Source organism: Flavobacterium sp. LS1P28 (assembly GCF_003970335.1).
Taxonomy (GTDB): Bacteria; Bacteroidota; Bacteroidia; order Flavobacteriales; family Flavobacteriaceae; genus Flavobacterium.
In genome coordinates, this window is the sequence record NZ_RYDI01000007.1 from 96,197 (window position 1) to 119,020 (window position 22,824).

The following is a 22,824-nucleotide window of genomic DNA, read 5'->3' on the forward strand; positions in this document are numbered from 1 at the left end:
ATAGTTAATTGTTTGTTTCCGTAAATTGCTTAAATTTATCAACAAGCAGCTGTTCTACTTTTTCCCTTACAGGTTCAATTTTAATTAACTCCGTTATTTCTGTTAAAAAAGCTTGTTTTAAAACTGATATAGCTTCTTTTTCAGATAAGCCTCTGGAACGCATATAATATAATGCCTCTTTATTTAATTGTCCAATGGTTGCCCCGTGACTGCATTTAACATCATCCGCAAAAATTTCCAACTGGGGTTTGCTATTCATCGAGGCGGTTTTTGATAATACAAGGCTATGGTTTTTCTGAAAAGCATTTGTTTTTTGAGCATCGGGTCGTACTATTATTTTACCATTAAATACTCCTTTAGCTTTATCTGCAAGAATTCCTTTGTACAATTCGTTGCTGTTACAATTCGGATACGCATGGTCTATAAAAGTTTGGTTGTCTATATGCTGCTTATTTATACCAACATAAAGTCCATAAAAATTAGTCATTGTTCCACTATCCTTTAAAATGGAGCTTAGGTTGTTCCTTACTAATTTTCCGCCCAAATCAACTACATAAGAGCTGTAGGTACTATCACGCAGCTGCTCAACTTCTGTATTATTGATAAAAAATGCATTCTCACCTTCATCTTGAATTCTATAATGATCAACAATCGCATTTCTTTTTAGAACCAACTGTGTAACCGTATTCGTGAAATACGTTTGTTGGGAATTAGTGAGATGATGATACGTTTCAATAACCGTTAATTTACTATTTTCTCCGGCTACGATTATTTTTTGCGGACTGATAACTGTTGGCTCTTCTTCTGTATGTGCTATATTTAGTATATGAACAGGGCGATCCAGCACTAATCCATCAGGCACATAAATATAAATTCCATTGTGAGCGAAGGCAGTATTTAATACAACGAAGGAATTCATTTCTTTAATTGCCCATTTCGACAGGTATTCAGAAACCGTTTCTTTTGTAAGCCTATCTTCTCTCAAACTAGAAGGAATATCCTGCACTATGATTTTTTGCGATAATTCATCTTTTGATGAAAGTAATTTATTGTATTTACCGTTCACAAAAACTAGCAGGTATGCATCCAACCCTTCAAAAAGAAAAGGCTTAATATCTTCTGTTGTAATGTCAACCAGTTTTGGCTGCTGGTATGTTAGCTGAAGTAACTCGGCAACATTGGTATATTTCCAATCCTCATTTCTTCTGGTTGGAAAATCTACGTTATTGCCAAATCGTTGAATAGCAACTTTCTGGAGACTATGCATTACATTATTTTTCTGTCCATTTAATGAATTTTCATAAAGACGGAATAGTTCAATAAACTTTCCCCTGTTATCATTTTTATCTGGTGTATTTTGAATTTTCATGCTTATCTTTTTAAGATATTGTTAATGTTGCTACTTCTTCTTTAATCCAGTCGTATCCCTTTTCTTCCAGCTGTAATGCTAAATTTTTGTCGCCCGATTTAACGATTTGTCCATTGTATAACACATGCACAAAATCAGGGATAATGTAATCGAGTAAACGTTGGTAGTGTGTAATTACTATAAAAGCATTGTCCTTTGTTTTTAGTTGATTAACACCATTGGCAACTATTTTAAGCGCATCAATATCAAGCCCTGAATCAGTTTCATCCAACACGGCAAGTCTTGGTTTTAATACAGCCATTTGTAAAATTTCATTGCGTTTTTTTTCTCCGCCCGAAAAGCCTTGATTTAGAGAACGGCTTAAAAAACCATCTTCCATCTCCACCATTTTCGCCTTCTCTTTAATATATTTTAGCATTTCCGTTGCACTCAAATCCGGCTTTTCCTGATGTTTTCTAACTGCATTAATAGTATGTTTAAGAAAGTTTGCAGTACTTACGCCTGGTATTTCTATCGGATATTGAAATGCCTGAAATATACCTTCCTTGGCACGTTCATCAACTGATAATTCGAGGAGGTCTTTTCCCATATAGGTAACACTGCCCTCAGTAATTTCATACCCTTCTCGACCTGCTAAAACGTGTGCCAGCGTACTTTTACCACCACCGTTTGGTCCCATTATAGCGTGTACTTCGCCAGCATTTATTTGAAGGTTAATACCATTCAATATTTTTTTTCCTTCAATTTCTGCGTGTAAATTTTTTATTATTAACATGAGTTCTGTTTTTTTTATTTAATTATTTTATCCAACACTACCTTCTAAACTTACAGCAAGCAATTTTTGTGCTTCCACTGCAAATTCCATTGGTAATTCTTTAAACACATCCTTGCAATACCCATTAACAATAAGATTAATGGCATCCTCCATTTTTAATCCTCTTTGCATACAGTAATAAAGTTGATCTTCACCTACTTTAGAAGTTGTGGCTTCGTGTTCAATTTGAGCTGTATCATTGTCAATTTCGAGATAAGGGAAAGTATGCGCACCACATTTATCTCCCATTAATAAGGAATCACATTGTGAAAAATTCTTAGCATTTTCCGCATTTTTTCCTACTTTAACCAAACCTCTGTACGAGTTATTGCTTTGACCTGCTGAGATACCTTTGGAAATAATAGTACTGCTGGTGTTTTTACCAATATGCCACATCTTAGTTCCTGTATCCGCTTGTTGTAAATTATTTGTAACTGCAACAGAATAAAACTCACCCGTTGAATAGTCACCTTTTAAAATGCAACTTGGATATTTCCAAGTAATGGAAGAACCTGCTTCTACTTGTGTCCAACTGATTTTTGATCTTACACCTGCGCACAATCCTCTTTTAGTTACGAAGTTATAAATGCCTCCTTTTCCGTCTTTATCTCCCGGATACCAGTTTTGGATAGTGGAATATTTGATTTGAGCATCGTCAAACGCTATGAGTTCAACCACTGCAGCATGCAATTGATTTTCATCTCTTGTAGGAGCAGTGCATCCTTCCAAATAGCTAACATAACTGCCTGCTTCGGCCACAATTAATGTTCTTTCAAATTGGCCTGATCCCTCGGCATTGATACGGAAGTAAGTTGAAAGTTCCATCGGACACCTAACCCCTTTTGGAATGTAACAAAACGAACCATCTGTGAACACGGCGGAATTAAGTGCAGCATAAAAATTATCAGTAGAAGGAACAACCATTCCTAAATATTTTTTTATTAGCTCAGGATGTTCTTTTACGGCATCACCAAACGAGCAAAAGATAATTCCTAATTTGGATAATTCTTCTTTGAAGGTAGTTATCACAGATACACTGTCAATTACGATATCAACGGCAACACCTGTTAATCGTTTTTGTTCTCCTATTGAAATACCTAATTTCTCAAACGTTTTCAATAATTCAGGATCTGCTTCATCCAAGCTGTTGAGTATTTTTTTTTGTTTTGGAGCAGCATAATAAATGATGTCCTGATAATTTACTGGTGGATATTTCACATTCGGCCATTTGGGTTCTGTTAGGGTCTCCCAATGCCTAAATGCTTCTAAACGCCAGTCAAGTAGCCATTTCGGCTCCTCTTTTTTAAAAGATATTAATCGAATAGTATCTTCATTTAAACCTTTTGGAATAAGTTCAGTATCAATATTACTGGTAAATCCATATTTGTAATCACTCTTGGTGTAATCTTCAAGAGTTTCTGTGGACGCTTCTTTGCTCATGATTTTAGCTATTAAATTTAAATCTTCTCTGCAAAGATAAACGAAGTTATTTATTATGTACTAAAAAGTATAAATTAATTTATACTAAAAAGTATAATAATATTACGTGACTATAAATATGAGTTTATTTGGTTTTTTAGGCAACATAAGAATAGCTACTTTATTTGAATATTCATCCATTTTTTGGTATAAACTATATATATAGAGGAGTGGGATTTGGATTTCAAAATGGATATATTGCAGCCTTACCTATTTTAGGAAAAGCTGGGCTGAAAACTCTGGGTCGTAATAATCAACATTGTTAAAATCTGCATTTAAACGAAGGTTTTACGGTACTGTCCAAAATTTGAGATTTTTCATTCTATATAAATTAGGCAAAGAAAATAATAATTTATGGCTACATTTGGAAAAAAATTAAAACTTAATATTTCTGAATATTGATGACACATACGCTTTTTAATCCTTTTAAGGATTTGAATTTTGACGAACATTTTTGCTTTCTTTCAGGAGCTTTGACAAATGAAAACATGACCGTTTTTCCAGTATGGCTGATGGATCATTTTAAATTAGGTAATGAAAGAATTGAGATGATGGATAAAACCAAATCTTATAATTATTCAGATCTTAAATTACCGTGTTCTTCCGAAGTGAAAACAGCTTTTGAGGAGCTGGATGTAAAAGTTGAGGCTGCGTATAAAAAAGGTTTTGAAGGCATGGCGTCACTCGATCAAGAGTTGCTTTTTCAATGGACAGGCAGAATGGTCTATGGTATGCTATACTACGAAATGCTTTATGAAAGAGACAGGCTGCTAAGGCAAGGTGAAGATTTTGAGATTTCCGTCACTCTCAGGAAACGCTTTGGTTACTTCCATTTAATGCTACAATCCTTAATAGAACCGATTTCCTTCGTTGGAAAAAAACCATGGAGCATCGCCGTATTTCCACTTAAATATTCTGCCGATATTTTTAGCTATCGCAACGATGCAGTTAATTTAATGTTCTCATTTGGAGTCAATGAATTTGGTTTTATTGCATGTTTACAAGATAACGGCGTAATTGGGGAGAAGCAAAAAGAGATTCTCGATAAAATGGAAGGTCATGTTTTACATCCCATCCAGTTTGAAGAGTTGTACGCTAGGTTTCATTATTCAGATTATATATTACAGTACAAACCTGAATACAAAATTGAAAACCAAGACAATGGGATTGCTATAGAAGTTGAAACGGCTGGTAAGCAACCTCATTTCGGATTTTGGGATGAGGATATATATGCCCAATTGCTATCCAATTATTGGCAGGTTTACGGTATTGAAAAAGAGGATATTCTTAAATTTCAAATGCCGCCACTTAGCTTTCTTGAAAATCCGTATACCAAAGATTTTATTAATCCAGAATCTATTGACTTACCATTTTAACGGCTTAACAGCAAAAATTAGTTAGCCAACGCATAACCAATATTTAATGCCATTAAAAGTAAGTTTTCAGCTGTTTCTCTAAAGTAGTTGCACAAATTCTCATTATCTAAAATACAATCGGGATTTCCGGTAATTTTCTTATTTGAGTTAAAATTTATAATTATAACCTAATCGAACTACCTGTGTTTCATTATAGTCAGTGCTGTTATAATTAAAATTCAGACCTTGAATTTGTTTCCTGATTACTAATGTATTTAAAATGTCGGTTGCATTTAGAAAGAATTCTCCTTTGCCATTTTGGACTGATTTTTTAATCCCTAAATCAATTGAAAATCGAGAAGCAATTTTTCCTTGCGGAATAATATCTGGCGCCAAATATATAGCGGTTACTTGAGCATCCACTTTTTTGGATAAGTGCAAGATATTGTTCCATTTAATATTTCCAGAAAAAATGTCTTGCTTCTCTGCCGAAAAAGTATTGGGAATTGGATATTTATTTTCAACAGCAAAAGCATTAATTTGATTGTGATACGCAATTAAGTTGAAGTTAAACGAGTACCATTTTGCAATCTCTTGTGAAAAGATCATTTCAATCCCTGTATTGAAACTTTTATTTGCATTTTGGAAAATAGCATAGATTAAATTGCTGTCTGGAACTGTCGATGCTATTCGAGTAATGGTAGCATTTGCAAAACGGTGGTACACTGCCGAATAGAAATATCCTTTTTTTAAGTTCGTTTTATAACCCAGTTCTAACAAATTGGTGAACTGCGGACGAAGTGCAGGATTCCCAACCTTTATTATTTCTGCATCATCGTATTTTGGAAATATTCTAATATCGACTTCATTTGGCCTGTCTACTCTACGATTGTAAAATAATGATATTTTATTGCTGTCATCAATTTTGTATGCCAATCGCACATTTGGAAAAGGTTGGGTGTAGTTGTACCCGTCACTTTTATAGGTATTATGATCCGGATTGATATTGTATTGCAAATCGACATATTCTACTCGCAAACCCAGTTCTACCTCAATTTTATTGTTTTCAAAAATATAATTTCCGTACACGGCCGGAATAATTTCTTTGTAAGTTGCTTGACCGCCAGCACCGCTATCTATGGGAGAATTTGCGCCGGGAAAGAACTGCATATTAGTTGGAATATCCCTTTTTCTGAATTTAAAACCGGTTTCAAATCTACCGTATTTTAAGGGTTTGATATAATCAATATTAAAGTCGGCTACTTTCTCCTCTGATAACAATTTGAAAGCATCTTTTCCGGTGTAGGTTGGCAAAATATTGTCAAAAAAATATTTTTCATCCTCTCTGTGAAAAGTATAATTTAAACCAATATTTAATAACCGTCCTGCTTCTTTAAACTTGTGCTGGTATGCCGCAGTAGCTATAGCGGTGGTTTTTAATTCATCTTCCAAAAATTGCCACAGTCGCAATCGTTCCGAATAATTTTCATTGAAAAAGGGCTGATCTCCATTGTCAATGATTTTTTCGGTTCCAAACAGACCAGAAACGGTTAATGAATTTCGGTCATTAATATTCCAGTCAATTCCAGTTTTTAAAGTAGTAAAGTGCGTATTCCGATTTCTTTTGGTTTGTTGATTAATAATAGTTCCATCAGTGTAGGTTCGCATTACAAACTCATTTTTATTGAGTGTTTCTGTATAAAGATAATCACCCTGAAAAAAAGCATTGATTTTGTTTTTACGATAATTAAGTGATAACGTCGGATTAATTTTTGGTGTTAATGAGTATTGCGGACGAATAGTTGGTAAATTTTCTTTTCTTTCCCACAGCGCACCCAATCCAGAGGTAAAACCCACTTTTCCGTTGAATCCCTCTTTTTTGTTTTTCTTGTAAATAATATTGATAATTCCAGCGTTTCCGTTGGCATCGTATTTTGCAGAAGGATTGTTAATGATTTCTATTTTTTCTATCGCAGATGCGGGTATATTATCTAAGCCCGATTGGTTTCCAAACCCTGTTAATGCGGTTTGTTTTCCGTCAATTAAAACGGTGACTTTATCATTGCCTCTAATTTGTACTTTCCCGTCTTGCACGGAAACACCAGGCAAATTTTGCATTGTTTGTAAAACAGAACCACCACTCTGACTGATATTATCTGCCACAGAGAAGGTTTTTTTGTCCATTTTCTGATTAATAAGTTCTTCCTTTGAAACGACCACAACTTCATTTAAAATAGTAGCATTATCTTCCAATTCAATGCTTCCCTCATCTAGAAATTCAGAAAGTGAACCTACATAAATAGGTTGGTTTTTTGTTTTGTATCCATCAAGTGTAAACTCTAGAAAGTAATTTCCAGGAACTACATTCGAAAATGAAAACCTACCCTCTTCATTGGTAACAGTTCCCGTAATCAAAACGTTATCCTTTGTGTTTTTCAAGAGTACATTTACATAAAGCAAAGTCTCTTTTGATGTTTTATCTTTTGTAATTCCGGATAGTGTGACCGCTTTGTTTTGTCCTAATAAATCTGAAATTGATAGTATTAGAAATGATACTAATAATATTGTTTTTATTGGCATATCTTAATTTTTATTCTTTATTTAAACGACAAAATTGCGATTGGAGTTTGAAGAAATATTGAATTTTAGAATTGAATTTCGAAAATGTGTAACTTATCTTTGTAACTATAAATAACTTCCCAATTGTTGTTCTCTACAATTTTATTAATTATTGATAAACCCAAACCGTTCCCTTTCGAGGATGGATTTACTTTAGAAAAACGTTCAAATAATTTATCTGTTTCGAGCGATTTTAATATACCCGTATTGGAAAAAACTAAAGCATTCTTATGCAATACAACATTTATGCTTCCATTAGCCACATTATGATTAATTGCATTCAGAAACAAATTACTGATCAAAACTTCAGATAAAAACATGTTCGTTTGAACGAATGTATCCGCTTCTAAATCTGTGTTGATGCTTATATTTTTTGCTAATGCCTGTTCGTTAAAAAAATCTAATTGATTTGTGATAACCTCATTCAAAAGAACCTCTTCAGGAATGTTATATTGTTTGCTTTCTATTTTTGATAAAAGCAACAGGTTTTTATTTAATCGGTTGAGCCTTGTTGTTGTATCATTTAATTTATCCAGTATTTCAAATTGTTCTTCCGATACATCGTCTCTTTGCAATAATGTTTCCAATTTTCCTTTAAAAATAGCAATTGGTGTTTGCAATTCGTGTGCCGCGTTCTCAATAAATTCTTTTTGGCTTTTATAAATGCGTGTGTTTTTTTCAATCAATTTATTTATTGCCTGATTGAGTCGATTGAATTCCTCAATAGTATTTACAACTAATTTTGGATGAGAACTTTTATCGATTTCAAATTTCTCAATTTGCTCAAGAGTGTCATAAAATGGTTTCCAAAGCCTAAGAGATAGCCTTTTAGTAATGATAAATAATCCAAATAAAAGAATTAAAATAATGATGGTAAACACCATTAAAATACTGACAATAAAATCCTTATTGTCAACTAGGTTTATTCTGGCAGAAAAAAGGTAGTGTTTATTATTAATTGTAACTGGAGCATTGAGCACCCGATAGGGTTCGTTTTCTTTATCCAAATTATTATAATAACTATTGCTGAATAGTGTGTCTCTAGAAATTATTTTCTGAACTTTCTCTATTTTTATATCCCTATTCCATTTATTCCAAACTGCAACATCCTTGTCTTGTAATTGCGGCGCATACAATAACTCGAATTCCTCTTTTTGAAGTAGCAAGGCTTCATCTGTTTCATGTAGATACAGTAATTGAGTTATATAAAAGAATAATGGCGCTGCTGAAAGCATCACTATTAAAGAAAATAAAACATAATATTTTAGAGTAGTATGTAATAATTTTTTATTCATTGTTCCATTTGTAACCAATTCCGTAAACTGATTTTATGTAATCATTGCTTCCGGCATCGTTTAGCTTTTTTTTCAAATTCTTGATGTGGGCATAAACAAAATCATGATTGTCCAGCATGTCCGCCATATCACCTGAAAGGTGTTCAGCTATGGCACTTTTAGACAAAACCTTGTTTTTATTTCCAATTAAAAACAATAATAAATCAATTTCTTTCTTGGTGCATTCTATTTTCTTCTCTCCAATTTTTACCGATTTTGCTAAAGTATCAATTTCTATTTCATTGAATTCAATTTTATTGTTTCCGTCGTATTTTTTTCTTCTAACCAAGGCCTGAATTCTGACCAACAACTCTGAAAGATGAAAGGGTTTCGTCAAATAATCATCTGCTCCAAGATTGAATCCCTCGATTTTGGTCTCTAACGTTTCTTTAGCCGAAATTATAATAATCCCCTCTGATTTGTTTAGTATTTTCAATTTCTTCAAAATGCTAAATCCATCACCACCCGGAAGCATTAGATCTACTAAAATACAATCATAATCATACATAATAATTTTGTCTAAAGCCGTTTGATACGTGCTTGCGGTTTCGCAATGAATATCATTTGTTTTTAGATAACTTTTTATGCTGTTCGCAATATCGATTTCGTCTTCGATGATTAGAATTTTCATATTGCAAATTAACAATTCAATTTTGAATGAAATTTGAATTTAGGTATTAAATTGTTTTTTCTAAATTTAACTGAGTTATTCACTTATAAAATTCTGACAACTAATGCAGCTACATCAGACAGCGTGATTGATTTTAAAAATTATTTTCTGTCATTACTGTAAATTTATGTTTTTTATTCTTCTACATTTTTCATTTTCATTAAAAGTGCATAAGCTCCTTTGATAACAATTCTTTCGTCTTTTAAATCGTCTGAAAGAATTTCAGTGAATTCATTTTCTGTAGCTCCTATTGTGACTTCTTTCATTTCAAGTTGTTTGTTTTGTTTGGCAACAAAAATATAATTCTTGTTTTCATAATTTACAATAGCATCAGATGGCAGTACATTTGATTGCTGACTTTTTAATTCTATTTCGGCATTCATATACATGCCCGGTAAAAGTGTTTTATCATAATTTATAAAATGGCAGTGTATTTCAGTGCTGTGGTTTTCTGAAAAATCTTTACCTATCAAAATAATTTGGCAAGGATATTTTTTCTCGGGATTGGTATTAGTATAAGCCAATACCGATTGACCAATAGCCAATTTATTGATGTCTTTTTCAAATACGGTTAAGGCCAAATGAATATCCGATGGATTTACAATCTCGAATAAAACATCGCTCGGGTTTACATACTTGCCAATATTTACATTGACCTTAGCTACATAACCACTTATTGGCGAGTATACATTGATGCTTTTTGAAATGTTTTTTGTTGAAACATTATTCGGATTTATCCCCGCAAATTTTAATTTCTCGCCATACGATTGCACCATTACAAATAGTGAGTTGTATTCTGATTGTGCTTGTTGATACACTTTATCGCTGCTGGCTTTGCTTTGGTTGAGTTCTTTTTGTCTTTCAAATTCGGCTTTTGCATACCCAATTTTTGCTTTCGCCAAAAGGTAATCTTCCTGCAGTTGAATGTATTGTTGGTCTTCTACAACGCACAAAACCTGCCCTTTGGTAACATGCATTCCTTCTAACAATTTGGTGTATTTTAAATAACCGCCCATTGGAACACTAATGGAAACTAAGCTTTGAGGCGGCACATCTATTTTACCATTTAATTTTAAGGTAGATGAAATTTGTTTTTGTGTGATTTTTCCAGTTTCAATACCTGCATTTTTTATTTGTGCATCGGTAAGAGTTGTCGTGTTTTCGATAGTTGGATTAGCTTCGGTTTCGCTTTCCGTTTTCTTGTTTCCACAAGAAGAAAGGAATACTATTGCCAATATTGTAATAATTGTATTTTTAATCATGATAGTATTTTTATTTTGGTATTTGTGAATTTTCGATTCTTTTTCATAATTTAAAATTAAGGTTTTTATTCTTAACTTTTTATGCGGGTAAAGTTAGCAAGTCCAGTCATATGTAATTCGCATATCATCATTGGCGCTTGCGACTCCAATTACGATCATGCTCCTTTCATAATTAAACTATTTTAATTAGTTAAAGCATTGATTTCAATAACAGCGGTGTTTAATTTTTTAACTGCTTCGATGTATCTGCTTTGAATTTCGGTACCTTGATTAATAAGCATTACCCATTCCATATAATTAATGTCACCATTGATAAATTTATCATTAGCAGCTTTAGTTACTAAATCAACATTTTTTAAAGCTTGACTCTCGTAATAGGCGATAGTTTCTTTGTGTTTTTTATATTCCTGGACTAATTCCTGATTCTTGCTTTCCAGTTTTAGTTTTTCATTATTTAAATTATTTTCGGCTATTTGCGTATTTATCTCTAAAGCCTTTTTCCTGTTATTTATTGCTGTATTAAATAATGGAAGCGCCACTCCTAATTGTCCGTAAACACCATTATTACTGTCTTGAAATACAGTATTTGTTTTGAAAGTCTGGTAATAAACACCACCAATTAATTCCGGTAATTTTTTAGATTTTTCAAGTGAAACTTCTGCTTTACTGCTATTCACTTCTTGCTCAAATAATTTCACACTGGGTTGATTGCTAATAGCATTTGTATCTGAATTTTTGATGAAATCCATTTTAAATTTATTTGAAACTGGGACAAAGTCTTTATCCGTATTAAGTAAATACTTGAATTGTGATTGAATTATTTTGTAATCACTTTGTAATTCCAAAAGTTGAATTTTTATTTGTCCAGATTGGTTTTCAGCGGTTGCTTTTTCTAATATATTGCTTTCGCCTTTATCAAACCGAAGCGTTGAGATCCTTAAAAAATCAGAATATATACTATCGCTTTTTAGCAACAGCTTTTCCTTTTCTTTTAGATACATCATTTCGTAAAACACGATTGTTACCTGTCTGGTCAATTGCTTTCTTTGCAAAGCTTCGTTCCATTGTCCTTTTTTGGCTTCTTCTATTAAAAGTTGTTTCTGTCTTTTATAAACGGTTGGGAATTTTATGCTTTGCGAAACACCAATTTTCACATCATTTACAGTGCTGTTAAACTGACCATATTCGCTTATAATTCCCGTGTTGGAAATATCATAACCTGTGTTTTCCATTATTTGCAAGTACTCTGAATTCAGTTTTTCATTTTTAATTTTGATATTGTTTAAAAGAGCTGTTTCAATCGCGCGCTCTATTGAAATTTTTTCCTGAGCATTGGTACTTTGAAAAGAAAAGAACAATCCCAATACCAGGATAGTCGTAATTGATTTTATCTTTTTGGGTTGTAATTTAATTCCTTTTTCAAACATGATATATAAAATTGGTAAAACAAATAGAGTTAAAAATGTTGCAACCAACAGACCTCCGATGACAACAGTTGCCAATGGTTTTTGTACTTCTGCACCAGAACCATTGCTCAATGCCATGGGTAAAAAACCTAATGATGCTACAAATGCAGTCATTAAAACGGGGCGTAATCGTATTCTAGTTCCTTGCAAAACAATCGCTTTTAAATCGGTTTCCCCCGATTTTCGAATGCTGTTGAATTCTGCAATTAACACCAATCCATTCAGAACCGCTACACCAAATAAGGCTATAAAACCAACTCCGGCACTGATACTAAACGGCATTCCTCGCAATGCTAAAAAGAAAATACCTCCAATTGCCGATAGTGGAATTGCCGAATAAATCAACAGTCCTTGTCTTACGGAATTGAACGCAAAATAGAGCAAAATAAATATTAATAGTAATGAAACTGGAACCGCAATCATCAAACGATTTTTGGCTTCGTTTAAGTTTTCAAAAGCACCGCCATACGTAGGATAGTAACCCGCAGGAAATTTTATTTGAGCTTCGACTTTACCTTGCAGTTCTTTTACAATACTTTGTACATCACGGCCTCGTACATTAAATCCAACTACAATTCTACGTTTGGCATCTTCCCTTTGTATTTGATTCGGTCCTTCGATAATTTCAACTTTAGCTAATTGAGATAAAGGAATTTGCAAACCAGTTGCCGTTGGAATTAATAAATTTTGAACATCTGCCAAATCCTGACGTTTTTCGCCTTCTAAGCGAACTACTAAATCAAATCGTTTTTCACCTTCATAAACAACCCCTGTGCTTTGTCCTGCAAATGCGGTATTTACAACTCGATTAATATCCTGAATGTTTAATCCGTATTGTGCAATGGAAGCTCTGTTGTAGTCAATTACTACTTGTGGCATTCCGGTAACGGTTTCTACATAAAGATCTGAAGTTCCTTCAACTGTATTTACAATTTTACCTAATTTATTGGCGTATAACGCCAACGTATCTAAGTTTTCTCCAAATATTTTACAGACCACATCTTGCCTAGCACCAGTCATCAATTCATTAAAACGCATTTGAACCGGATATTGAAAACCAAAGGAAACTCCAGGAACAGCTTCCAATTCCTTGGCCATTTTTGCTGATAATTCGTCAAAAGTTGTGGCAGAAGTCCATTCACTTTTGTTCTTTAAAATGATCATCATATCGCTTGCATCAATTGGCATTGGATCGGTAGGCACTTCGCTACTTCCTGTTTTGCCTACAATTTTCTCCACTTCGGGAAATTTTTCTATTAATATTTTTGCACCTTGTGAAATAGCTGTCATTGAAGTTTGCAAATTACTTCCCGGCAAAACCCTAGTTTCTACTGCAAAATCTCCTTCTTCTAACGAGGGCATAAATTCACCACCCATAAACGAAAGTGTAATCAGCGCTAAAACAAACAATCCTAATGTTACAGCAATAATTGTTTTTGGAATTCCCAATGCTTTGTTCAAAATGGGTTGATAAAAATTTTCTAATTTTTCCATCATTCTATCTGAAAAAGTTTTTTTGTGGGATATTTTTTTATTTAAAAATAGAGCGGTCATCATCGGAACATAAGTCAATGACAATATAAAAGCGCCAAACAGAGCAAATGCAATGGTTTGTGCCATTGGTAAAAACATTTTCCCTTCGATACCGCGCAACGTAAAAATGGGAATGTATACGATCAATATAATCAATTCCCCAAAAACGGAAACATTACGCATTTTTATTGACGTTTTTAGTACGGTGTTATCCATTTCTTGTTGTGAAATTTGAGCAGTTTTCCTGCTGTGCAAACTAAACAAACACGCTTCAACAATAATAACAGCACCATCTACAATCAATCCAAAATCTAATGCCCCTAAACTCATTAAATTACCGCTCACCCCAAATATGTTCATCAATATGACCGCTATCAACATTGCCAAAGGGATAACTGACGCCACAATTAATCCTGCTCGTATGTTTCCTAAAAAGAAAATAAGAACAAAGAGAACTATTAATGCACCTTCTAATAAATTTTTTTCGACCGTCGAAATAGAATTATTTACCATTTTGGTGCGGTCTAGAAAAGGTTCCAGTATAACACCTTCGGGTAATGTTTTTTCAATTTGTGCAATACGATCCTTAATGTTTTTAATAACCACATTACTGTTGGCTCCTTTTAACATCATTACTACTGCACCCGAAACTTCACCAGATTGAACCTCTTTTTTGTGAAATGTCATTGCTCCGTAACGGATAGCACTACCAATGCGAACTTCAGCTACATCACGAATAAACAAAGGACTACCGCTATTAGTGTTTTTAATAGCAATATCTTTTATGTTTTCGATAGTATTAATTAATCCCTCACTGCGGATGTATAAAACTTTAGGCCCTTTTTCAATGTAAGCACCACCCGTATTTTGATTGTTTTTTTCTAAAGCAGTGAAAACATCTGTAATAGTGATATTATAGGATTGCAATTTATTTGGGTCAACGGCTATTTCAAATTGTTTCAATTTTCCACCAAAACTGCTCACTTCCGCCACACCTTCAACGCTCAATAACTGCCGGCGAACAATCCAATCTTGAATGGTTCTTAACTCCGTGATATCGTATTTTTTTTCATAACCGGGTTTGGTTCGTACCGCATATTGATAAATTTCGCCTAGTCCTGTTGTCACCGGTGCAAGAACTGGATCTCCAATACCGGTGGGAATTTGGTCTTTAACAGCACTTAATCGTTCTGTTACTTGCTGTCTTGCCCAGTACACATCGGTTGCATCATTAAAAACAATGGTAACCACTGATAAACCAAAACGAGAAAAACTACGAATTTCTTTCAGTCCAGGAATATTACTATTGGCTTGTTCTATTGGAAAAGTAATCAGTCTTTCAATATCGGTCGCACCCAGTGATGGCGCTGAAGTAATTACCTGGACTTGATTATCTGTAATATCAGGAACGGCATCAATTGGTAATTTAGTAAATTGATAACTCCCATATCCGATGAGAGCTAAAATAAACAGTCCAATAATGAGTTTGTTTTTGATTGAAAACTCAATAATTTTATTTAGCATAATTTGTTATATTAAGGAATGTTCACTACTTATATTGAATACTGACCTTTTAATTTTATTGTAACTGTAATGGCTGTCTTTTCATTATTTCTGAAAAACCAACCGTGTTTTCCTTCATACGGAGCATAAAAAGTTCCAACCATATTATTGGAATAGGCAAGCGTGTAACTTTCAAAATAAACGTCATTCGTTTCTTTAGCTTGTTTTACTTCCCCGTGAAAATCAAAATAAACAATTCCTTTATTAGTCGTCCATTCGTATTTCATTTTGCCATATTTCAGCATATAAATTTTATATTCAATTCCTTTTCCTGCCGGTACGATTACTTCAACCGTGTCTTCTCTTTCTGCATATTGTTTTTCAGGTGCAGGATTATTTGCTTCGATTGGTCTTTCTACTTCAGGTCCAGAACCTGCTTTTTCCATTTTAATTAATGGGAATGTTTTTCTTGTTATTGTAGCTAATCCATCATCAGCATCCGCTGGTACATAAAGCTTACTAAACCCGAACAGTTTGCCTGTTCCTATTGGATCCATTCCATATTCGGCAGGTAAAACTGCGCTTACTAAAATTAGTACAGAAAGTAGTAACGCGAAGATAACTGCTTTGATAATTTGTTTTTTATTTACTATTTGATGATTTATTTCTGACATTTTTTAATTTTTAAGATGTAAAATAACCCGTTAACTGATATCCTATTAATACAAATCCAGCAGCCATAAGCAGCGTATTTGTTATTGTTGAAAATTTCATAAAGCTGGAATGTCTGCGCCATAAAGTAATCAAGATTAGCACAAAAGTTAATGCTATGAACTGACCTATTTCGACACCAATATTGAATCCAAGCAGATTGGTAAACAATCCTTCTTTTTCAAATTTGAAATCTTGCAATTTGCTGGCAAGCCCGAAACCATGAAATAATCCGAAAATCAAAACAGCAGCTTTTGTATTGGGTTGTCTTCCGAAAAATTTCTTGAAACCACCTAAATTATCAAAACCTTTATACACTATTGACAGTGCAATAATGGCATCAATTAAATACGAATTAATTGATATAGTACTCATAACGCCAAACAATAATGTTGCGCTATGACCAATTGTAAAGAAACTTACATAAAGTAGCACTTCTTTCGGACGATAAAGGAAAAAGATAACGCCAACTAAAAAAAGCAGATGATCGTAACCCGTAAGCATGTGTTTTGCACCAATATAGAGAAATGGGCCAAAAGCAACGCCATCATTTCCTGACAAAAAAGTTTGCGTATTCTCATCTACACCATGAGCAAAAACGCCTGTGATGCCGACAAAAAAAAGTATAACAAGAAATATTATTTTTTTTGAATTCATAATTTTATTTTTCTTTTAAAAACTACTTCTCTCCTGAAATTTTCGCAAGAGAAGCAGCCTGTTAAATTATACTAATGCGTGTGACCATGAGCCGCGTCAACTTTATCTTGCTCCACTTGATTAATACTGTCCGTACCTACTTGATCCGTAGAATCTGTGACCACTTGAACTTGTTCTACTGTTTCAGTAGATTGACTTTCAGTGTTTTCAGTTTCGTTATTTGCTTTGTTGTTGCAAGAAGTTAACATTCCGATTGCGATAGTCGCTACGATTAAAAAATTTTTCATAATTGTAATTTTAATTGGGTTTATAAAGAATAATAAAATTAATGTTGGTGTCCATGATTAATATCTTGTTCAGAAACTTGGCTATTTTTAAATTTGGAAGAGATTGTTTTTCCATTGACAAGTAATGTGATGGTACAATAAGCATATATGCTTGCTTTAGGAACTTGTACAAATAAAGCATTGTTGGTGTCCAAAGAAACTGGATTCGTTGCTTTTGTTTTATTAAAAAATTCAAAAACAGCCAAGCCAGTAATTTTTTTATTTGAAACCGTTTTTCCTTTCGCATTCAGTACGTAAAAACTAATATTGTTTTCTCTTTCGACCCTTTCAATTTTGTAGTCGCCTGAATCTTGTATTATTCCACCGTGCGGCGTTTTGGATTGATTTTCGTTTACTTGTGCATTAGAAATTGTTGTGCCTGCAATAGTTATCAGTATCGCAACTGCAATGGATTTAATTGTTTTCATTATAGATGTTGTAGTGTTAAGAATAATTGAGCATGTCTTCGACATTACTAAAAAGTCAATTCATAGCGTATGCGACTAAAAAAGGATTCTAGTTATTCAGATGCATTAACTCACTAAAAAACTTATTTTTTAATACAAAATAGTAGTGAAATTGATACAAAGAAACATTCGCTATAAGTATATAGCAAAGTACTTTTTAATACCTAATTAGAAATATTCACAATATTATTAATTAAGCATTGAAAAATTAATTTAACTCAATTTGGGTGGAAGCCAGATGCATGCAAAAACATCGGAATTGTAAAATTCTGGAGGAAACGGGACAGTACTATTTACAGAAATAGTATTTGGTTTGCGAAAGGAAAACTCTGTTTGGTTTTCAAATGCAAGGGCTGTATTAACAGATTGGTTAATAGTCTTAAAAGGTAAACTTTGATGGTTGTCTTTTTCCTGATCAGAATGATGCTGAGTATCATTGTAATGAATTGCTATGAAATCAAGTAATGAAATATTCTGGTTACTGTAATCCTTTTGATGATTTGAAAAGTGTTGTAGTAAGTTCGGTAATTTCAATAATTGCCCCATCTCTGTGTTAGCACACAAAAAAACAAAAAGGAATGATATGGTAATTATTTTCTTCAAGATTGTAAAAGTAATAAATTTTATTGATTACCAATAATTTTAAAAAAAATATTAAGTAAATCTTAACTCCCCAAAACTTCTAAGCCAATTTTGATGATGGCGCATCAATTTTACGGATTTTTAGATTGTGATCTTTTCTGTCAACCAATCAACAGATACTGTTTAATGTGGTATTAAAAACTCAAGCGAAATGATGGAACACCAGGAGCAACATCACATCATTTTTGGATTCTTAAGTTCCATAAAGTATTGTGTTTTTTGGTGAACCTGTAACTACTTTTGTGGGTACTACTTTATTTTGAACCGTTAGTTGCTAATAGAATTTTTACTCTTTTTTCTCCACTAAATTCATTCCGCATTTGGGACATTTTCCGGGTTTATCCAACGTAACTTCTGGATGCATTGGGCAGTTGTACGTTTTTTGAGTTTCCATTTTTTTTCACTACTAACCGACTAAATAAATTCAAGACAAAGGGCCACTTTTAACAGTAAGCCCTTTTTTTCATATCTTTTGGTTACCAAATCAAAAAAACATTATAGCGGAATGAGCGTAATAAGAAACAACAGCCGAGAAGATACACCGCCCGACGCAATAATAATTGATTTTACAGATTAATCAAAAAAGCCCCGATAAACTAAAATGTTATCGGGGCTTTTTGTCTAGTAAAAAGTTATCAACATGTACAAAAGGCAACTAAACTGGCAACTAGAAATAAAAAACCCTTATAAATCAAACGTTTATAAGGGTTTTTGTGAAGGCAGAAGGATTCGAACCTTCGACCGCCTGCTTAGAAGGCAGGTGCTCTATCCAGCTGAGCTATGCCTCCATTGCTCATGTAAAAAACTAGTCGGGGTGGCAGGATTCGAACCTGCGGCCTCCTGCTCCCAAAGCAGGCGCGATAACCGAGCTACGCTACACCCCGAAAAAAAATAAAGCGGAGGGACAGGGACTCGAACCCTGGCACCGATTGCTCGATGACAGTTTAGCAAACTGCTCCATTACCACTCTGGCACCCCTCCAAGCTCAAAGAAACGTGTCCTGTTTTGCGGTTGCAAATTTAACACATCTTTACGTTCCTCACAACTATTTAGACCTTTTTTTTAAATATTTTTTGTCCTAATTCTAAAAAGACTTCACAATCAAACATATAGAATATAAATAAATTTTTAAAAGAGATTATCCCAACATCAAAATACGAAATTGTTTAAAAAAGATTAAATTTGCTACATAAACCAACATTATATAAATCATGAACAAAAGAGTTGTTATCGTTTCTGCCGTTAGAACACCTATCGGTAGTTTTATGGGAGGATTATCTACAGTTACCGCTCCTAGATTAGGTGCTGTGGCTATAAAAGGAGCTTTGGACAAAATAAAATTGGATCCAAATTTAATTGATGAAGTATTTATGGGTAATGTAGTTCAAGCTGGTGTAGGACAAGCTCCTGCTCGCCAAGCTGCACTATATGCTGGTTTACCTAATTCTGTTGCTTGTACTACAGTCAACAAAGTATGTGCCTCTGGAATGAAAGCTGTAATGCTAGGTACTCAAGCCATTTTATGTGGTGATGCTGAAATTGTTGTTGCGGGTGGAATGGAAAACATGAGTTTAATTCCTCACTATATGAATTTGAGAACAGGAACTAAATTTGGTCCAGCAACATTTATTGATGGTTTACAAAAAGATGGACTTGTTGATGCTTACGACAACAACGCAATGGGCGTTTGTGCGGACTTATGTGCTGCTGAATATAATTTTACCCGAGAAGACCAAGACAACGCCGCAATTCAATCCTACGAGCGAAGTGCAAAAGCTTGGGAGACCGGAAAATTTGATAATGAAATTGTCTCTGTAGCCGTTCCTCAAAGAAAAGGAGATCCTATTATAATTTCTAAAGACGAAGAGTTTTCTAATGTAAAATTAGACAAAATACCTTCATTAAATCCTGTTTTCACAAAAGACGGTACAGTTACCGCAGCAAACGCTTCTACAATAAACGATGGAGCAGCAGCTGTGATATTAATGAGCGAAGAAAAAGCAATCTCTTTAGGATTGAAACCTCTGGCGTATATAAAAGGGTATGCAGATGCCGCACAAGAACCAAAATGGTTTACAACAAGTCCATCAAAAGCAATTCCTAAAGCATTAGAAAAAGCAGGAATAGCCATTACTGATGTTGATTATTTTGAATTCAATGAAGCTTTTGCTGTAGTTGGCCTAGCCAATGCCAAAATTTTAGGACTAGAGAGCAGCACGATTAATGTGAATGGTGGTGCTGTATCATTAGGACATCCTTTAGGTTGCTCCGGAGTAAGAATTATTGTTACTTTGATCAACGTATTAGAACAAAATAATGGTAAAATTGGAGCTGCTGCAATCTGTAATGGTGGTGGTGGTGCTTCAGCAATTGTTATTGAAAGAGCTTAAAATAATTATAAATTAGGAGTTGTATATTAAAAACATATAACTCCTAATTCTAAACTCATAAATTACCCTAAATGTTCGGAATTTGTAATCTAGCAATGATACCACTTCGGTTTGAACCCAGTGATAAAAGCGAAATTGTTTCTCAAATTTTATTTGGAGAACATTTTGAAATTTTAGAGCAAATGAAACAATGGTCTCGCATCAAAGTACAGTACGACGAGTATGAAGGCTGGATCGATTCTAAACAATTACAGTTGATTTCAGAATCAAATTTTAATCAATTGTCCGCAGAAACGATCATATTGAATTCCGATTTAATTGAATATATCACTACTCCAGATAATCAATTAATTCCTATTCCGCTCGGATCCTCGGTTTCATTTATAAATAACAGTGAGATAAACATTTCGAATTTTGAGTTTGATGGAACAAAAACAAGTGGCAAAAAAACAAAAGAGCATTTGATAAAAACTGCCTTTATGTATTTAAACGCTCCTTATCTTTGGGGAGGGAAAACTCCTTTTGGAATTGATTGTTCAGGATTTACTCAAATGGTGTATAAACTGAACGGATATAAATTGCTTCGTGATGCCTCTCAACAATCAAAACAAGGGGAAGCTTTAAGTTTTATAGAAGAAAGTGAACCAGGAGATCTCGCTTTTTTTGATAACGAAGAAGGCAACATAATCCATGTAGGAATAATTATGGATGATAATTACATCATTCATGCCAGTGGAAAAGTACGAATTGACAGGCTTGATCATTTAGGAATATTTAATGCCGAAACCAATAAGCATACACACAAATTAAGAGTCATTAAAAAAATCATATAAAAAAAACCTCTCTCAAAACAGTAATTCGAGAGAGGTTATTTTTAAATTTAAAAATCTAGCACTAATTCTTTGCCTTCAATGCCTTGTATTCAGCTGTCATTTCTAAAGCGCTATATACGCCTAAAAGTGTTTTTGAAACATCCTCATTTTTAGGATCTAGTTCAACTGCTTTTGCAAGAAAAGGAATTGTAGCTTTGAATAAATTTTCTCTTTTCTTTTTCAATTCATCATAGCGCTTCATATCCTTAGTAGAAGTTCCTAATTTATTCATTTCATCGATAATTACCTTTTCATCCTCTAACTTCATGGCCGCTAAATTGATGTAAGCATTAATGTATTTAGGATTAATTTCAATAACTTTTAAATAGTACTTTTCAGCGTCTACCTGATTTTTTGCATTAGCACTAAGAACTCCTAAATTAAAAACTAAATCAGCATCATTAGGATTTTTCTCTAATACTTGAGCGATCAGCTTTTTATACATTTCAAAATCTTTTGTTTCTAAATAAAGATTTGCTTCTGTCAAAACCAATGAAGTATCTTCCGGATTTGCTTGTCTTGCATCCGATATTGCTTTTTTAGCCTCTTCAATTTTTCCGTTTTGCACTAAAATTAAAGCTATGTTTTTATAGATCTCTCCTCTTTTAGAAGGAATAGCCTCTGTTCTTGGTTTTTCGTGAGTCCCTATTTTCACTACTCTGTCTCTTTCCGGAGCCGTTGTAAAAAGATCTTCTTCATTAGTGATTTTATTCACCGCAAAAAAACTGGTTCCTTTTCCAGAATAATTTAAGTTTTTCAAATCATCATACAACTTAAGTGCTGTGTCATATTCTGCTGCATTCACATAAGTAGAGGCCGCATAATACAAATTGATAGTGTCTTTTTTATCTAATAAATATGCATCATACAGTTTTTTTGCACTATTTGAATGCTTATTGATTTTTGAATCCGCTATGGCAGCATTAATCAATTTATATTTAATTTCTGTAATTGAAGCTGCAGCTTCTGTAGAAAATTTCAATTTACCGGAAACTTTTTCAGCATCAATTAAATCTTGATATGCTTTTGCCGCAAGCGAAAGATTAGCATCTGCATCCACTTTTTTATTGGCTAAATCCAATAAAGCTTTTCCTTTTACAAAGAAAAATTGTGCTTTCTCCGCCTCTTTAGCATTAGCGATGAGAGATTCGGCTTCCATCAAAATGGTAACTGCTTCTTGAGATTTACCCCCTTTTAATGCTTTTTCAGCGGCTTTAATTTGATCTTTTTGAGCAAAAGTGGCTACTGAAATCACTAACGCTGATGCTAGTACTACATATTTACTTTTCATGGTATTCGATTTTGTTTAATAGTTCTTGTTTAATAGTTCTTTTTTAATCTACACTTATTTAATT

The 22,824-nt window shown here is 33.6% G+C and carries 17 protein-coding genes and 3 tRNA genes; 3 read left to right on the forward strand and 17 right to left on the reverse strand.

Going from position 1 to position 22,824, the window contains the following annotated elements; all coding sequences use genetic code 11:
• Positions 1-4: 4 nt before the first annotated feature.
• From sufD to sufB, 3 genes are read right to left on the reverse strand one after another with little or no spacing between them, the layout of a single operon-like run.
• A complete protein-coding gene (gene sufD, locus EKL97_RS07720; RefSeq protein ID WP_126568591.1) occupies positions 5-1,369 on the reverse strand; it encodes a Fe-S cluster assembly protein SufD in 1,365 nt (454 codons plus the stop codon).
• Between the two features lie 10 nt (positions 1,370-1,379).
• Positions 1,380-2,144, reverse strand: coding sequence for a Fe-S cluster assembly ATPase SufC (gene sufC, locus EKL97_RS07725; protein WP_126568592.1), 765 nt, complete (start codon positions 2,142-2,144; stop codon positions 1,380-1,382).
• Between the two features lie 27 nt (positions 2,145-2,171).
• Positions 2,172-3,623: a Fe-S cluster assembly protein SufB gene (sufB, locus tag EKL97_RS07730; RefSeq protein WP_126568593.1), complete on the reverse strand. Its 1,452-nt coding sequence runs from the start codon at positions 3,621-3,623 to the stop codon at positions 2,172-2,174.
• Positions 3,624-4,063: 440 nt separating this feature from the next.
• Between sufB and EKL97_RS07735 the strand changes: the two genes are divergently transcribed.
• Positions 4,064-5,038 (forward strand): hypothetical protein, encoded by a 975-nt coding sequence (locus EKL97_RS07735; protein WP_126561983.1) that lies wholly within the window; start codon positions 4,064-4,066, stop codon positions 5,036-5,038.
• Positions 5,039-5,185: 147 nt separating this feature from the next.
• On the opposite strand, the gene EKL97_RS07740 is transcribed toward EKL97_RS07735, so the two are convergent.
• From EKL97_RS07740 to EKL97_RS07800, 13 genes are all read right to left on the reverse strand, one after another.
• Positions 5,186-7,597, reverse strand: coding sequence for an outer membrane beta-barrel protein (locus tag EKL97_RS07740; RefSeq protein WP_126568594.1), 2,412 nt, complete (start codon positions 7,595-7,597; stop codon positions 5,186-5,188).
• 65 nt (positions 7,598-7,662) lie between these two features.
• On the reverse strand, positions 7,663-8,931 hold the full coding sequence (locus tag EKL97_RS07745) for a sensor histidine kinase (protein ID WP_126462413.1): 1,269 nt from the start codon (positions 8,929-8,931) through the stop codon (positions 7,663-7,665).
• The gene (locus EKL97_RS07750; protein WP_126456009.1) at positions 8,924-9,601 is read right to left on the reverse strand and encodes a response regulator transcription factor; all 678 of its coding nucleotides are present in this window, start codon (positions 9,599-9,601) and stop codon (positions 8,924-8,926) included. The genes EKL97_RS07745 and EKL97_RS07750 overlap by 8 nt, the downstream gene beginning before the upstream one ends.
• Before the next feature lie 173 nt (positions 9,602-9,774).
• Positions 9,775-10,902, reverse strand: a complete 1,128-nt coding sequence (locus EKL97_RS07755; RefSeq protein ID WP_126568595.1) for an efflux RND transporter periplasmic adaptor subunit — start codon at positions 10,900-10,902, stop codon at positions 9,775-9,777.
• Positions 10,903-11,084: 182 nt separating this feature from the next.
• A complete protein-coding gene (locus tag EKL97_RS07760; RefSeq protein ID WP_126568596.1) occupies positions 11,085-15,425 on the reverse strand; it encodes a CusA/CzcA family heavy metal efflux RND transporter in 4,341 nt (1,446 codons plus the stop codon).
• Between the two features lie 29 nt (positions 15,426-15,454).
• Positions 15,455-16,078 (reverse strand): hypothetical protein, encoded by a 624-nt coding sequence (locus tag EKL97_RS07765; protein WP_126568597.1) that lies wholly within the window; start codon positions 16,076-16,078, stop codon positions 15,455-15,457.
• A 10-nt stretch (positions 16,079-16,088) separates the two neighbouring features.
• Positions 16,089-16,772 (reverse strand): HupE/UreJ family protein, encoded by a 684-nt coding sequence (locus EKL97_RS07770; RefSeq protein ID WP_126462428.1) that lies wholly within the window; start codon positions 16,770-16,772, stop codon positions 16,089-16,091.
• Positions 16,773-16,843: 71 nt separating this feature from the next.
• Positions 16,844-17,059, reverse strand: coding sequence for a hypothetical protein (locus EKL97_RS07775; protein WP_126515421.1), 216 nt, complete (start codon positions 17,057-17,059; stop codon positions 16,844-16,846).
• Positions 17,060-17,097: 38 nt separating this feature from the next.
• The gene (locus tag EKL97_RS07780; RefSeq protein WP_126568598.1) at positions 17,098-17,526 is read right to left on the reverse strand and encodes a hypothetical protein; all 429 of its coding nucleotides are present in this window, start codon (positions 17,524-17,526) and stop codon (positions 17,098-17,100) included.
• A 967-nt stretch (positions 17,527-18,493) separates the two neighbouring features.
• A complete protein-coding gene (locus tag EKL97_RS15985) occupies positions 18,494-18,601 on the reverse strand; it encodes a heavy metal-binding domain-containing protein (RefSeq protein WP_255416335.1) in 108 nt (35 codons plus the stop codon).
• A gap of 320 nt (positions 18,602-18,921) precedes the next feature.
• A tRNA-Arg gene (locus EKL97_RS07790) sits at positions 18,922-18,995 on the reverse strand.
• A 21-nt stretch (positions 18,996-19,016) separates the two neighbouring features.
• Positions 19,017-19,091 (reverse strand) — tRNA-Pro (locus EKL97_RS07795).
• 13 nt (positions 19,092-19,104) lie between these two features.
• Positions 19,105-19,188, reverse strand: a tRNA-Ser gene (locus EKL97_RS07800).
• Positions 19,189-19,418: 230 nt separating this feature from the next.
• Between EKL97_RS07800 and EKL97_RS07805 the strand changes: the two genes are divergently transcribed.
• Together EKL97_RS07805 and EKL97_RS07810 are read left to right on the forward strand one after the other, a co-directional pair.
• Positions 19,419-20,597 (forward strand): acetyl-CoA C-acyltransferase, encoded by a 1,179-nt coding sequence (locus EKL97_RS07805; RefSeq protein WP_126462440.1) that lies wholly within the window; start codon positions 19,419-19,421, stop codon positions 20,595-20,597.
• 71 nt (positions 20,598-20,668) lie between these two features.
• Positions 20,669-21,430 carry a C40 family peptidase gene (locus tag EKL97_RS07810; RefSeq protein WP_126456224.1) on the forward strand — a complete coding sequence of 254 codons (762 nt, stop codon included), beginning with the start codon at positions 20,669-20,671 and terminating at the stop codon, positions 21,428-21,430.
• Between the two features lie 61 nt (positions 21,431-21,491).
• On the opposite strand, the gene EKL97_RS07815 is transcribed toward EKL97_RS07810, so the two are convergent.
• The gene (locus EKL97_RS07815) at positions 21,492-22,760 is read right to left on the reverse strand and encodes a tetratricopeptide repeat protein (RefSeq protein ID WP_126462443.1); all 1,269 of its coding nucleotides are present in this window, start codon (positions 22,758-22,760) and stop codon (positions 21,492-21,494) included.
• Positions 22,761-22,824 lie beyond the last annotated feature (64 nt).

Excerpts from the sequence above, each read along its gene's own strand:
- sufD (WP_126568591.1), bottom strand. The coding sequence starts at position 1,369 with ATGAAAATTCAAAATACACCAGATAAAAATGATAACAGGGGAAAGTTT.
- sufC (WP_126568592.1), bottom strand. The coding sequence starts at position 2,144 with ATGTTAATAATAAAAAATTTACACGCAGAAATTGAAGGAAAAAAAATA.
- sufB (WP_126568593.1), bottom strand. The coding sequence starts at position 3,623 with ATGAGCAAAGAAGCGTCCACAGAAACTCTTGAAGATTACACCAAGAGT.
- EKL97_RS07735 (WP_126561983.1), top strand. The coding sequence starts at position 4,064 with ATGACACATACGCTTTTTAATCCTTTTAAGGATTTGAATTTTGACGAA.
- EKL97_RS07740 (WP_126568594.1), bottom strand. The coding sequence starts at position 7,597 with ATGCCAATAAAAACAATATTATTAGTATCATTTCTAATACTATCAATT.
- EKL97_RS07745 (WP_126462413.1), bottom strand. The coding sequence starts at position 8,931 with ATGAATAAAAAATTATTACATACTACTCTAAAATATTATGTTTTATTT.
- EKL97_RS07750 (WP_126456009.1), bottom strand. The coding sequence starts at position 9,601 with ATGAAAATTCTAATCATCGAAGACGAAATCGATATTGCGAACAGCATA.
- EKL97_RS07755 (WP_126568595.1), bottom strand. The coding sequence starts at position 10,902 with ATGATTAAAAATACAATTATTACAATATTGGCAATAGTATTCCTTTCT.
- EKL97_RS07760 (WP_126568596.1), bottom strand. The coding sequence starts at position 15,425 with ATGCTAAATAAAATTATTGAGTTTTCAATCAAAAACAAACTCATTATT.
- EKL97_RS07765 (WP_126568597.1), bottom strand. The coding sequence starts at position 16,078 with ATGTCAGAAATAAATCATCAAATAGTAAATAAAAAACAAATTATCAAA.
- EKL97_RS07770 (WP_126462428.1), bottom strand. The coding sequence starts at position 16,772 with ATGAATTCAAAAAAAATAATATTTCTTGTTATACTTTTTTTTGTCGGC.
- EKL97_RS07775 (WP_126515421.1), bottom strand. The coding sequence starts at position 17,059 with ATGAAAAATTTTTTAATCGTAGCGACTATCGCAATCGGAATGTTAACT.
- EKL97_RS07780 (WP_126568598.1), bottom strand. The coding sequence starts at position 17,526 with ATGAAAACAATTAAATCCATTGCAGTTGCGATACTGATAACTATTGCA.
- EKL97_RS15985 (WP_255416335.1), bottom strand. The coding sequence starts at position 18,601 with ATGGAAACTCAAAAAACGTACAACTGCCCAATGCATCCAGAAGTTACG.
- EKL97_RS07805 (WP_126462440.1), top strand. The coding sequence starts at position 19,419 with ATGAACAAAAGAGTTGTTATCGTTTCTGCCGTTAGAACACCTATCGGT.
- EKL97_RS07810 (WP_126456224.1), top strand. The coding sequence starts at position 20,669 with ATGTTCGGAATTTGTAATCTAGCAATGATACCACTTCGGTTTGAACCC.
- EKL97_RS07815 (WP_126462443.1), bottom strand. The coding sequence starts at position 22,760 with ATGAAAAGTAAATATGTAGTACTAGCATCAGCGTTAGTGATTTCAGTA.